General features: G+C 33.3%; 8 protein-coding genes and 5 pseudogenes. 1 reads left to right on the top strand and 12 read right to left on the bottom strand.

Features of this window, described 5'->3' with window-relative positions; translation table 11 throughout:
- Window positions 1-40 precede the first annotated feature (40 nt).
- Entirely contained in the window at window positions 41-829 is a 789-nt protein-coding gene (locus tag ABLV90_RS10510) for a TIGR00282 family metallophosphoesterase (RefSeq protein ID WP_460872607.1), read from the bottom strand.
- A 164-nt stretch (window positions 830-993) separates the two neighbouring features.
- On the opposite strand from ABLV90_RS10510, the gene ABLV90_RS10505 reads away from it, so the two are divergent.
- Window positions 994-1,209 (top strand): hypothetical protein, encoded by a 216-nt coding sequence (locus ABLV90_RS10505; protein ID WP_069815977.1) that lies wholly within the window; start codon window positions 994-996, stop codon window positions 1,207-1,209.
- A gap of 398 nt (window positions 1,210-1,607) precedes the next feature.
- Here ABLV90_RS10505 and rny read toward each other — a convergent pair whose 3' ends face one another.
- From rny to ABLV90_RS10450, 11 genes and pseudogenes are all read right to left on the bottom strand, one after another.
- On the bottom strand, window positions 1,608-3,167 hold the full coding sequence (gene rny, locus ABLV90_RS10500) for a ribonuclease Y (RefSeq protein ID WP_460872606.1): 1,560 nt from the start codon (window positions 3,165-3,167) through the stop codon (window positions 1,608-1,610).
- A gap of 325 nt (window positions 3,168-3,492) precedes the next feature.
- The gene (recA, locus tag ABLV90_RS10495; RefSeq protein ID WP_069832855.1) at window positions 3,493-4,539 is read right to left on the bottom strand and encodes a recombinase RecA; all 1,047 of its coding nucleotides are present in this window, start codon (window positions 4,537-4,539) and stop codon (window positions 3,493-3,495) included.
- A 174-nt stretch (window positions 4,540-4,713) separates the two neighbouring features.
- Window positions 4,714-5,857: pseudogene (locus ABLV90_RS10490) on the bottom strand (CinA family nicotinamide mononucleotide deamidase-related protein).
- Between the two features lie 294 nt (window positions 5,858-6,151).
- Window positions 6,152-6,731 (bottom strand): annotated as a pseudogene (gene pgsA, locus ABLV90_RS10485) (CDP-diacylglycerol--glycerol-3-phosphate 3-phosphatidyltransferase).
- A 53-nt stretch (window positions 6,732-6,784) separates the two neighbouring features.
- Complete coding sequence (locus ABLV90_RS10480) at window positions 6,785-7,177, bottom strand: helix-turn-helix domain-containing protein (protein WP_427704716.1); 393 nt, start codon at window positions 7,175-7,177, stop codon at window positions 6,785-6,787.
- Between the two features lie 33 nt (window positions 7,178-7,210).
- Window positions 7,211-8,042, bottom strand: a pseudogene (locus ABLV90_RS10475) (YmfK family protein).
- A 164-nt stretch (window positions 8,043-8,206) separates the two neighbouring features.
- The gene (gene ymfI / locus ABLV90_RS10470) at window positions 8,207-8,911 is read right to left on the bottom strand and encodes an elongation factor P 5-aminopentanone reductase (protein ID WP_427704718.1); all 705 of its coding nucleotides are present in this window, start codon (window positions 8,909-8,911) and stop codon (window positions 8,207-8,209) included.
- Between the two features lies 1 nt (window position 8,912).
- Window positions 8,913-10,199 (bottom strand): EF-P 5-aminopentanol modification-associated protein YfmH, encoded by a 1,287-nt coding sequence (yfmH, locus tag ABLV90_RS10465; RefSeq protein ID WP_427704721.1) that lies wholly within the window; start codon window positions 10,197-10,199, stop codon window positions 8,913-8,915.
- Window positions 10,199-11,490 (bottom strand): annotated as a pseudogene (gene yfmF, locus ABLV90_RS10460) (EF-P 5-aminopentanol modification-associated protein YfmF). Before yfmF ends, yfmH begins: the two are co-directional and overlap by 1 nt.
- A 10-nt stretch (window positions 11,491-11,500) precedes the next feature.
- Entirely contained in the window at window positions 11,501-12,214 is a 714-nt protein-coding gene (locus tag ABLV90_RS10455) for a GntR family transcriptional regulator (RefSeq protein ID WP_069832860.1), read from the bottom strand.
- A gap of 2 nt (window positions 12,215-12,216) precedes the next feature.
- A pseudogene (locus ABLV90_RS10450) lies at window positions 12,217-13,683 on the bottom strand (DNA translocase FtsK); the annotation flags it as partial.
- Between the last annotated feature and the right edge of the window lie 72 nt (window positions 13,684-13,755).

The following is a 13,755-nucleotide window of genomic DNA, read 5'->3' as shown; positions in this document are numbered from 1 at the left end:
AAGAGTGGTTTATTTTAAAATTCATACTAACGGACGATAATTAAAATGGATGATCATCGTTAATGAGCACGCGTTCAATATGCGTTGCTTTACCATCTTTATTAATATCTATAATAACACCAGATAAGACACTACGTCCTTCATCTGGCACTACATGTCTTTGTGGTAGGCTAGTAATAAAGCGTGTGATAACTTCTCCTCTATTGATTCCAAGTATACCATCATAAAATCCTGTCATACCTACATCTGTAATATAGCCTGTACCACCTGGCAATATTCTTTCATCAGAAGTTTGAATATGCGTATGTGTACCTACAACAGCACTCACTCTATTATCTAAATACCAACCCATTGCATTTTTTTCAGAAGTTGTTTCCGCATGAAAATCTACAAATATATAATCTGTCTCTTTTTGTGCTTCAGCAATTAATTCATCTGCTTTTTTGAATGGATCATCTATATCTTGCATAAATGCACGACCTTGTAAGTTAATAATCGCCAATTTCAAGTCATTGATTTGAATAATGCGCATACCTACACCTGGTGCTTCATCTGGAAAATTTGTTGGTCGAACCATGCGCTTAGCACTTTCTATAAAATCATAAATTTGACGTTGTCCGTAAGTATGGTTCCCCATAGTCATGAAATCTACGCCTTCTCTTAATAATTCTTTATATATCTTTTCAGTTAATCCTTTACCATGTGCGGCATTTTCCGCATTTACAATTGTAACTGTAGGACGATGCGTTTGTTTAAGCTTAGGCAAGTACGTGTTAATTGCTTCTCTACCTACTTTACCTACGATATCTCCAATAAATAATATTCTCATTTACTTGTTCATCCTCTCTTAATGTTAGTTTAATGTAAATAATTTAAGTTGAAAAGGTTCTTTAGTAAATATTTCTTTAATTTTTAAGTTTTATATTTTGTAATGGGGGTATAATTCATTATAGTAATTATTTTAATCCACAATATAGGAGTTGGAAGTAATACATGTCAATTAATATCGATCCACAACATTTTGCTGATCTAGTTGTTACAGCAAATCCATCAAAAAGTGAAGACGCAGAAGATATAGCAAAAGATAGTCTAGAGCTATATATCAATGCTTATCGTTTAGCAGAAAGATATGCAAATATCGCTACAAACTGCTATGACACAGCTGAAATTATCAAAGAAGTTAAAGTTGCAGATTTAGAATTAAACTAATTAATAAAAATATAAATTGCTTAGTATAGTGAGGTTTTACTTCAGTATACTAGTAAGTTGAGGCTGGGACATAAATACATGTCTCAGCCTCAACTATTATTTGGACAATGGCTGATTGAAATAAAAGTGCACTTACACCAATCTCTTGTATTCCATTTTGTCAGCTGTGCCGAGTTGGGCTCATACGATGAAATCTTATTAGAAAAATTAGATTTCGTCATCCCACTCTTTTTTTGTTGTTTGAGACTTCAAATATCTTTTACTATTTAAAAGCCGTATAATATCACTTTGTTCGAGAAATGTCATAAACACAATTAATGATACGAATCATCAAAAAACTGCCAACAAGTCTTATGACTTTGTTGGCAGTCTGTCGTTAGTCATTGAATGGCTAACATTTATTTTGCGTATTCAATTGCTCTAGTCTCACGAACAACTGTCACTTTTATATGACCAGGATATTGAAGTTCGTCTTCAATTTGGCTTTTTATATCTCTTGCTAAGCGATGTGATTTTAAGTCGTCGATAGTATCTGGTGATACAATAACTCGAATTTCTCTACCTGCTTGAATTGCAAACGCTTTTTCGACACCATCATAATTTTCAGAAAGTGTTTCTAATCTTTCCAATCTTCTAATATAATTTTCTAATGTCTCTTTACGAGCACCTGGTCTCATGACTGATAATGCATCTGCTGCTGCTACCAATATAGAAATAATAGAAGTTGGTTCAACGTCACCATGGTGGGAATGAATTGCATTAATAACTGTTTCATTTTCAGCATATTTTTTCGCTAATTCTACACCTATTTCAACATGGCTACCTTCAACTTCATGATCGATTGCTTTACCAACATCATGAAGTAGACCAACACGTTTAGCTAATGTAACATCTTCACCTAATTCAGCTGCTAACATACCACTTAAGTGTGCAACTTCGATAGAATGTTTCAATACATTTTGTCCATAGCTTGTACGATATTGTAAACGACCTAAGATTTTAACTAAATCTGGATGCATATTATGCACATTTATTTCAAATGTAGCTTGTTCCCCTGCATCTCGAATAATATCGTCTACTTCTTTACGAGCTTTGTCTACCATATCTTCTATTCGTCCAGGATGGATACGTCCATCCGAAACAAGATTTACTAATGCAGTTCTTGCAATTTCACGTCTAATTGGGTCAAAACCAGAGAGGATAACCGCTTCTGGCGTATCATCTATAATTAAATCAATACCCGTTAATGTTTCTAACGTACGGATATTTCTTCCTTCTCTACCAATGATTCGACCTTTCATTTCGTCGTTTGGTAAATTAACAACTGATACTGTAGATTCAGAAGTATGTTCTGCTGCTAATCTTTGAACAGTAGTTGCTAACAATTCTTTTGCATTTTTATCGACTGCTTCTTTTGCTTCTTTCTCTTTTTCCTTAACAAGTATTGCAATATCTTGTGACAATTCATCTTCAACTCTTTGAAGTTGCTCTTGTGCGACTTCTTCTTGAGAGAGACCAGAGATGCGTTCTAATTCTTGTTCATGCTTATTTATTAATGTTTGAACACTACTCTCTTTTGCATCTACTTGTTGTTGTCGTTCTTCAAGTTTAGACTCTTTTTGCTCTAAAATCTCATCTTTTTTATCTAATAGATCAGATTTTCGCTCTAAGTTTTCTTCTTTTTGAAGAAGTCGAGCTTCTTGCTTTTGAAGATCACCGCGTCTTTCACGAAGTTCGTTTTCACTTTGTTCTTTTAAGATTTGATTTTCTTCTTTAGCTTCTAGGAGCTTTTCCTTCTTAGTATTCTCTGCTTCCTTATTACCTTGTTCAATAATATCTTCTGCAGTTTGTCTTGCTTGTAATTGCTTTTGATGCAATAGATTACGGGCTACAATGTACCCTACAACAACTCCGAGAATAATACCTAGCAAAATGAGTAGGAGGCCTAATAAACTCACACAAACACCCCCTTTTTATCTAGGATTTTGCTCTGTATATCAATTTCAATATGATTATATGAAGTTATATAAGAATCATACAATGTAATTGTACGGTTTTAAACTAAGAAGTGTCAAGGTTTCCTACACATTAATTCAATATTTGAGACCCCTCTTTTACACTATTTCTCCTATAACTATTGTTGTCACTTATGTTATTAAGCTTATATAGCAAAATATTTGTCATATTATATTTTAAAATTCTTATATTTATATAAAAAAATAAGCGCATATTTTTATATATACACTTATTTTATAGTAAATCTTTAAATTGTTTTAGATAACACTATTCGTCTTCAAGAAGCGTAGTTTGTTTTTCATCTTCGTCTTCTTTAACATCACCATCAACAATGCCTAGTGCTTCACGCAATCTACGATTAATATCTTCTTTAATTTCAGGGTTTTCTTTTAGATATAATTTAACATTTTCTTTACCTTGTCCCATACGATCACCATTGTATGAATACCAAGCACCTGATTTATCTACAATTTCATTTTCAACACCTAAGTCAATAAGTTCTCCTTCTTTAGAGATACCTTTACCATACATCATATCCACTTCTGCAACTCTGAATGGTGGTGCTACTTTATTTTTAACAACTTTAATTTTCGTTCTATTACCAACAATATCTTGGCCTTGTTTTAATTGTTCAGCACGACGTACTTCTAAACGTACAGAACTATAGAATTTTAACGCACGTCCACCTGGTGTTACTTCAGGGTTACCGAACATCACGCCTACTTTTTCGCGAATTTGGTTAATAAATACTGCTGTTGTTTTTGATTTGGAAATAGCGGCTGAAAGTTTACGCAATGCTTGTGACATTAAACGTGCTTGTAAACCAACATGTGTATCACCCATTTCACCTTCAATTTCAGCTTTTGGAGTTAATGCGGCAACGGAGTCAATAACTACGATGTCAACAGCACCACTTCTTACGAATGCTTCAGTAATTTCCAGTCCTTGTTCCCCATGGTCAGGTTGAGATAAATATAGATTTTGAATATCTACACCTAAAGCTTCTGCATAGACAGGATCTAACGCATGTTCAGCATCAATAAACGCCGCAACGCCACCATTTTTTTGTACTTCTGCAATAGCATGCAATGCTACTGTAGTCTTACCAGAACTTTCTGGCCCATATATTTCTATAATTCTTCCTTTAGGGTAGCCACCTACACCTAACGCATTATCCAAAGTAACTGAACCACTTGAAACGCTAGAAACTCTTTGGGCTTTATTGTCACCTAATTTCATAACTGCGCCTTTACCAAATGATTTTTCCATATTTTTAATTACTGTATCTAAAGCTTTTTGACGATCGTTATCCAATGCTTGGACCTCCTAATTGAGATTAATCTCTGTAAAATATCTTAACTCTACTATACCTTGATTTAAATAATTCCGCAAGCTTTTTGAGAATATTTGTTCGCTTATACAGACAAAACTTACACCTAAAACAGAACACACGTGCTATATTTTTAAGTTTTTGCAGTCTTCAAATGCTTATTTAAACCAATTTAGTAATCGTATTAGTACATAATTTTGAGTTCTGCTTTTTATTAAATTTCTTCTTTGCGTCATTTTAAAGGACTGAATTTCAAGTCGTTCATTTTCTAAAATGCCTAAATAAATTGCATCCTTATAATACATTATTGAAATACCTACTTCTGTTTGATACAAATCTTTAACGATATTGGCAGAGACAGAAAGTTGAGTTTCAATTGTATCATGTTCATCTATAAATTGCGTATGATGTGGTAACATCCCTTGAAGTAATTGTGAAGTATTAAAATTCTTCAGTCTAGAATATAATTCTCCATCTGTAACAGCATCATATAGAGCAAATGATTGATGAATTTTATCCATCAGAGATTGTTCCAGTAGTATATCATCAGAACCATAATAATATTCACCAATGCGTGATAAAATTTCTGATTTAATAGGAGCGATAAGTTGCTCGCATTCACGTTGCGTATCTCCATTTGCCGTTAATCTAATATTAACTTCATGCGTTCCGACCAATGGCGCAATCGTAGGATTTGTCTGTCCATCTATTAAATCCATTAATACTGTTTCTACTTTAGATTCGCCGATGCACTGCAAAACGCAATAATTCTGAGAATATAGTGCTTTCACCATTGAAAAAGAATGGCAAAAGTTCGTTTTTAGCCATAGGTTGCATTTCTCTTGGTGGTCCTGGTAACAATACAATACGTCGTTCATCTTGATCTACTACCATACCAGGCGCCATGCCGACTTTATTTTCTAATATATGTGAACCTTCTATAACTAACGCTTGTTGACGATTATTTGGAGTCATTTCAATATTCTGCTCTTCGAAGAATTGTTCAATGTAATTCAGAGCATGTTTATCAATAACTAATTCTCGTCCTAATACCTTAGCAACAGTATGTTTCGTTAAGTCATCTTTAGTTGGGCCTAAGCCACCAGTTAGTATAACAGTATCATAATGATTAAATGATGCTTTTATCACTCTTTCTAAGCGTTCTGGATTATCACCGATTACTGTATGTTCTACCACACTGTGACCTACACCATTCAGCAATTTCGATAAATATTGTCCATTGGTATTAGCTATTTGTCCTAATAATAATTCTGAGCCTACTGCAATGATAGATATCTTCACAACTTCTCCTCCTCAACACCAAGTTACATGATTTACTTTAGTTTATATTTTTTATGCACTAAAAAGCGAGCGCAAAATTATTCGATAAACTTAATTATAAATCTTAATTCCTCAAAAAACTAAAGATTAGATTTTTATATATTTTAAAAAGCTTAGTAAATCAATTATTATACTATTTTATCAAATAAAATAAAAACAGCCCAAATTTTATCACTTTGGACTGTTTTGCTATATTAAAGTACTTAATTTTATTGGTAAGTGTGGGTGTGGCACATGTATTGGAACTGCCCCCCATTATTTCGCTTTAAATACATCTCTACCTTTATAGAAGTATTCAATTCCAGATAATATTGTGAAGAATACACCGATGTATAACAGAACTTGTCCTAATTCAAAACCAATCCAAGTTGCTAAAGGATCACCTAGGAGAATCCAAACAATTGCGACCATCGTAACAGCAGTTTTAATCTTACCTAATTGCCCTGCGAGCACTTACAAAACCTTGCTCAATTTGTAATAGACGTAATCCTGTTACAGCGAACTCACGTGCAATGATAATAATCGCAACGATTGAATTTGTTAAATCAATTTGTACAAGCGCGATTAAAGCGCTTGAAACGAGTAATTTGTCAGCTAATGGGTCTAAGAATTTCCCCATATTAGTTACAAGTTCCCATTTTCTTGCTAAATAGCCATCAACAAAATCACTTAACGACGCGATAATAAAAATAATACCACTAATTAATAATTCAATTCTAATTTCATTACCACCGATAAATGAAATATTACCAAATCCAAAATCTATCAGTGCAAATAGAAGAAATATTGGAATTAGTATAACTCTAAAAACAGTTATCCAATTCGGTATATTCATAAGAAGTCCTCTTTTCTTTTTATAACTTAATCGTTTCTTTATACTTTAACAGATTATAATACTAAAACAGCTAAAATCCATAATAGTGCTGAGATGATAACAACAACACTAACTATAACAGCTACTTGCAACGGTTCTTTATTCTTACTGCGATATGTAGGCTTACTTTCTTTAGAAAAAGCTTCAATCGTCTCTTGCATGCTTTCATCATTATTTGGGATTTCGTCTCTATGTGCTTTGATTAACTGTGCAGAATCAATATTAACGGCTTTTGCATATTTTTTAATAAAACCTTCTGCATAATCAACTTTATTCAAAGATTCAAAATCGTTATTTTCTATCAAAGTCAAAGTTTGACGTTTTATCTGTGTGCGTGTTTCTAATTCATTTAAAGTCATACCTAAGCGTTCTCGGCGTCCCTTTAAAGTTTGACCAACTGTGTTCACGATGTCAGTCCTCCTTGATAACTATTCATTTTTTTATTCAAAGAAACCAAATCCGCCACCAAATTCATCGTTACCAAAGTCTAAGTTGTTTTTACTTTTAACAGTTTGTTTCTTCATTTCTTCATAATGAATTTCTTGATTTTTATTTTCTCTTAATTCAATAATATAATCGAAATCGCTCATCTCATAATCACTTGTTTCAACAAACAAGTCAGGATGCTCTACCACCTTGATTGAAGGCAAACTCATCACTTCTTTTACTAATTCTTGGTGTTTTACATTAGATTCTCTAGCTGTTACAGCACCATCAATAATATAAACATGATTAGGATCGTACTCGCCTTTAATTAATGAGCTACGCACAGTTTGTTTGATTAATGTAGAACTGATGAACAACCAACGTTTATGCGCACAGACACTGCCGGCAACAATAGATTCTGTCTTTCCAACTCTAGGCATACCTCTAATGCCTATTAATTTATGACCTTCTTCTTTAAATAATTCTGCCATAAAATCAACGAGCAAACCTAAGTCTTCTCTTTCAAAACGAAATGTCTTTTTATCGTCAGCATCTTGCTCTATGTACACTGCCATGTCTTACTGCCAATCGATCACGAAGTTCAGGTTTGCGTAATTTAGTAATAGAAATATCGTCAATTTCAGTAACAATATTTTCAAATCTACTCACTTTTTCTAAGTTATCAGATTTAATGAGTAAACCTCTTCGACCTTCATCAACGCCATTAATCGTTACAATATTGATACCCATCATACCTAACAAACTAGATACATCGCCTAATAAACCTGATCTATTCAACGTTATCTCATATTCTAAATACCATTCTTTTTTAGTAGCTACTGTCATGAAATAAACACCCCTTAGTTTAAAAACAACGGTTATTTTATAATAGACTGGTGCTTGAAGAAACATCTATTAATATCACTTTTTTAAATCATGTGATTTATTGTACTGTTATTATATCATTGAATGTTTCATAGTTGGCTTATTTTTTTACACAATATTAAAATTTATAAATACCATGCGCCATTCACTTTTTGTACTGTCCCCGTGATACTCTTTGCTAATGGATGGCATAAATAACTACACGTATGTGCAACTTCTTCAGGTGCAATCAATCTTTGTTGTGGTAAATCGCTTGTTATGTCACTAAGTTCGTCTGCCGTCCAGACTTGAGTCATGTTGCCACTTACCAAACCAGGTGCAATAGCATTAACCGTAACATTTGTCATAGCTAACTCTTGGCTAAGCGCTTTAACAAAACTAATTTGTGCACCTTTCATAGCTGAATAAACAGTTTCCATACTTGCGCCAGTTTCGCCCCAAATAGATGAGATAACGATGATTCTACCATTTTTACTTTGTCTTAATTGATCTGTAAAATATCGACTTGTTCTTATAAATTGACGCACATGTATTTGATAACTCGAATCGATCATTTCGTCTGTCATATCCTGTAATTGCCCATATAAAGCTGAACCACTACTATAAATTAAACAATCTAAATTCTTTATAAAGCCAAAAGCTTTGTCCAATTCATTACACTGAGTTAAATCACATTTTACAAATTGTACTGACTTTTGTTCATAGCGCTTAGTTAGAGTTTCTATGTTTGATTTATTATAGTGTACGATGACTTCATACCCATCCGTTAATAAACGATCGACAATTGCAGAACCTATTGTACCAGATCCTCCCATGACCAAAGCTTTCATTTTATTTCATCTCCAAACGACTATCTACAACTTGTGTTAGATTTAAACATGTATTTGCTGTTTCGTTCACGCTATCTAAAGTGATACTCTCAACAATGTCTAATAAGTCGAATAAGCTTACGCCTTCAAAATAAAGTTTTGTGTATTGATTAGCAATATACTCTGGTGAGTTTAAACCTGAGATAAATTCTCCGATAAATTGTTTTTTCAATAAATTAAAGGCCTCTGCATCACTTAGTTTACCTTGTGTGTTTTCTAATTCCTCTAATAATAGTGCTTTCAATTTATCAGGATATTGCGTTGCACTCGTGATAACTGAAAAGCTATAAGTTGGTTCTAAAACAAATTGATAACCAAATGTTTCATCTATTAAATCTTGATTAAGCAACGTTTGATAAAAATCTGTCTCTTCACCAAACACCATTTCATAAAATAGTGTCATTTCTAAATCACGTTTAACATAAGCTTCGTTAGGTTCATTTTTTAAAGTTTCATTTTTAAAACCAAGCATTAATCTTGGTGATTGAAGTTTCATGGATTCTGATACGTTTACCTCATTAACTTCGCTTTTTTCAGCTAAAGCATCTCTGACAATTTGTGGTTGATTCACTTTGTCTCTTTTATTTTCGTGCTCAGCAATGACTTCATAAATGTGCTCTGCATCTACATCACCTACAACAAATAACACCATGTTCGATGGATGATAGAATGTTTCATAGCATAGATATAAATCATCTTTAGTTATTTCATAAATGCTTTCAACACTACCTGCAATATCTACACGAATCGGATGTGTTTCATACATAGCCTTTAGCGTATTGAACATTAATTTATAGCCTGGTTGTTCTTGATACATTTTAATTTCTTCTTCAATGATTCCTTTTTCTTTATCAACTGTCTCTTTAGTAAAATAAGGCGTTTCTACCATCGTTAATAAACGTTTGATATTGCGGTCTACATTATCAGTAGCACTGAATAGATAGCTTGTTCGATCAAAGCTCGTAAAGGCGTTAACTTGAGCGTTGTCTTCCGCAAAAGCAGTAAATAAGTCTTCTTCTTCATTTTCAAATAATTTATGTTCTAAAAAGTGTGCTACGCCATCAGGTACTGTGACATATGTATCGCTACCATGTGGTTTAAATTTATTATCTAATGAACCAAATTGTGTTGTGTATGTGACGAAGGTTTTTTGAAATCCTTTTTTCGGAATAACAAATAATTTGAGTCCATTATTTAACTCAGCTTCATAAACTTTTTCGTCTATTTGTTTATAATATTTTTCATTCATCAGTCATTACCTCCTTTCGTCAAAATGTAAATCGTATCTAATATTGTTTCTTGTGCTAATTGCTGAATCTCTGCTCTAGATACATTTTGTATACCTTCAATAAAACTTGTTTCTGACATATCTTCATCAAGTAAAATATTGTTATTTAATATTTCAATAATACTTTTTGGTCTATCATGAGATTCTTGACGTTGTGAAATAATTACTTTTTTAGCTAGCTCTAATTTATCGTCATCAAACTCACCTTGTTGGAATTTTTCAAATTCAGCTATTATTGTATCTTTAGCTATTTCATATTTGTCAGCTGAAACACCACTAAGTACAAACATAAAACCATTTTTAGCATCCATTTGAGAGTGTATTGAATACGCTAAGCTCTGTTTCTCACGTACTTCATTAAATAATACGGACGATGGATCACCGCCAAACATGACATTTAACACGACCATAGCAAAGTATTGTGGATCGCCATATTGTGCTTGGGAATTTATATCCCATATTTAATTTAGCTTGATCCACTACATCTGTTTCAATAATTTCTTGTGGTAAAGTATGTGATGTCGGTGTTGGTACTGCATGTGATAATTCAAATTGAAAAGGTTTAAGATCAAAATATGATTGAATTTGTGATTTCACTGCTTGCTCATCTACGTTGCCTACTACATAAACCGCGCAGTAGTCATCTTTTAGCATAGATTGATATGTATGATATAAATTTTTTGGTGTTATGCACTGATATGTATTCTACTTGCCCTGACGCTATATGGCGATAAGGTTGGTCTCCAAACATATTTTTCAGTAAGTTTAAAAATGCAATTTGTGATTTATTATCAACTATAGCATCTAATTTTTTTGTTAATAACGATTTTTCTTGTGCAACAAAAGTTTCATCAAATTCACCATCTGTAATTAACGGGTTCCAAATCATTTCTTTTAACAGATTCAAACCTTTTTCAAATAAGGGTGTCTGGTCTTTTAAATAACGTTCGTTTACGATTTCTAAAGATATTGTAATTACATGCTTGTCTTTGAATTTTGAAATAAAACTATTGACATATGCACCATATAATTGTGATAAGTGTTGGTTAAATGCTTTATCCGTCGGCCATTGTTTTGTCGCACGAACGAGTACTTTGCTCAATAGTGAACGTGCTGTCATTGTTTCGCTATCTAATGGCGCCATAAATTTCAATGTGATTGTGGTTGTTTTAAATTTTGTTGTTGGCATTACTTTTATATGCAAGTCATTTTGCTGTTTATCTATCTTCAAATTGTCATGCCCCGCTTTCATAATTTTGTTTTTATATTCTATTTCTAACCGTTTTAAATTTTACTAAACTACTTTTGAAATAATTAAAAGAATAAAGTATTGGATTATCTTCATTATCGTAATGTATTAATTTCAAAAGCATGAGCCCTTCATGCGGTGATGCGTCTAGCACGTCCGAGATATGAGGTTCGTAACTAATTGCCTCAATTTCTGTATTCGCATAGGCAACTTTTTTATTAGCATAAGCTTCAATCGCGTTTAATAAAGATTCATCGCTATTTTGATACTGTGCACACGTTAAATCATCAGCGGGCACTTTATCTAAGCAATATACTACTGGTTGTCGATCTGCCAGTCTGACACGCTCTATAATGGTCACAGAAGCTTTATCAGGAATGTTTAATCTTAATGCATCCAATGAAGTAGCTGGTTTTTCATCTAAGCTTATAAATTCTGTTCTAGCATTAAAGCCTTGTTGTTCTATCATTTGACTAATACTTACAAGTTCACCTAAAGGATAGAAGAACGGGTGCAGTGATTTAACACTCGCACCTTCCCCTAAGTTATTAGATAATACTTGTTCTGTAATCAATTCATCTACGGCATCATAAACGTCATCTGTTTTAACGTTTAGTGTTCTAGCCACTGCTAAATTACTTGGCAATGGCTCTCCAGGACTCAATTTACCTTCTTTAATTTGTTGAATCATCCACTCTTTAACTTTATACACAGAAGTAAGTTCCATATTTACACCTCATCACTATCTAAATCCACAAGTATCTGTCTAGGTTTGCTACCTTTTTGTGGTCCAATAACTTGATTCCGTTCTAAATCATCCATCAGTCTTGAAGCTCGATTATAACCAATTCTAAACTGTCTTTGTAGCAAGGATGTACTTGCTTTTTGTTGTTCAATTATAAATATATATGCTTCATCATAAAGTGAATCTTCACTTTTCATTTCTGATTTTTCAACTGGTGCATCTGGTTCCATTTCTTTAACATAGTTCGCTTTTTGTTGTTCAACAACATAATTAACAATATCTTGTACCTCTTGATCGCTTAAAAATGCACCTTGCACGCGTGTTCTCGTAGAGCCACCATTTGCAACGTATAACATATCACCTTTACCTAGTAACTTGTCTGCGCCGCCACTATCTATGATCGTTCTAGAGTCAATTTGAGAACTCACAGCGAAAGCGATTCTTGATGGAATGTTATTTTTGATTATACCAGTTATAACATCTACAGAGGGACGTTGTGTTGCAATAATTAAATGAATACCTGTTGCACGTGCCATTTGAGTAATTCGTTGAATTGCATTTTCCACATCTTTACCTGCAACCATCATTAAATCTGCTAATTCATCAACTATCACCACAATATATGGTAACTCAGATTTCTTCTCTTCTAGTTCCTTATTTTGTCGTCTAATTGCTTCGTTATAGCCTTCAATATTTCTAGTTGAAGAATGTTGGAATAGATCGTAACGTCTTTCCATTTCAGCAACTACTTTTTCTAGTGCTTGTGATGCTTTATGTGGATTTGTCACAACGGGTATAAGCAAATGCGGTATACCGTTATATATATTCAACTCTACCATTTTTGGATCAATTAACATAAGTTTTACTTCATGTGGCTTAGCATTAAGTAAAATACTTGTAATAATGCCATTAATACAAACTGACTTACCACTACCAGTTGAACCTGCTACTAGTAAGTGAGGCATTTTATTTAATTCAACTGTAATTGGATCACCTGAAATGTCTCTACCTAATCCAACTTCTAATTTGTTTTTGGCAGGAAACTTCTCATCTAATACTTCTTTTAATGAAACGAGTGATACTTTGTCATTAGGCACTTCTATACCGACAGCTGAACGACCAGGTATTGGTGCTTCTATACGAATATCTTTCGCGGCAAGTGCTAAAGCAATATCATTATGTAAATTAACAATTTTACTTACTTTCACACCTTGCGCAGGTTGTATTTCATATTGTGTCACCGCTGGACCAATTTTTATTTGAGTCACTCTAGCATTAACACCAAAGTTTTTGAGCGTGGTTTCTAGTAACTGACCTTTTTTTTGTACTTCTGCCTTAGATGTAGCTTTTTGCTTAGCAGGTTGATTGAGTAAGGAAAGCGGTGGTATTGTATATGCTTCGTTTTCAACCTCACCTGCTTCAGATATTGAATTTGCGCCTTCTTCATCTGAGGCTTGTTCAGATTCATCTATCAACTGATCTAATGAAGCTTGTTCCTCTTTAGAACTTTGTTGTGATGGTAT

The sequence above is a fragment of the Staphylococcus sp. 2S1 genome (genome assembly GCF_046721335.1).
GTDB lineage: Bacteria > Bacillota > Bacilli > Staphylococcales > Staphylococcaceae > Staphylococcus > Staphylococcus equorum_A.
Note: the sequence above shows the minus strand (reverse complement) of the source record. Positions and strands in the feature narration are given on the sequence as shown.

What these genes read in the sequence shown, in the direction of transcription:
- ABLV90_RS10455 (WP_069832860.1), bottom strand. Translation starts at nt 12,214, where the DNA reads ATGGAACTTACTTCTGTGTATAAAGTTAAAGAGTGGATGATTCAACAA.
- ymfI (WP_427704718.1), bottom strand. Translation starts at nt 8,911, where the DNA reads ATGAAAGCTTTGGTCATGGGAGGATCTGGTACAATAGGTTCTGCAATT.
- yfmH (WP_427704721.1), bottom strand. Translation starts at nt 10,199, where the DNA reads ATGAATGAAAAATATTATAAACAAATAGACGAAAAAGTTTATGAAGCT.
- ABLV90_RS10510 (WP_460872607.1), bottom strand. Translation starts at nt 829, where the DNA reads ATGAGAATATTATTTATTGGAGATATCGTAGGTAAAGTAGGTAGAGAA.
- ABLV90_RS10505 (WP_069815977.1), top strand. Translation starts at nt 994, where the DNA reads ATGTCAATTAATATCGATCCACAACATTTTGCTGATCTAGTTGTTACA.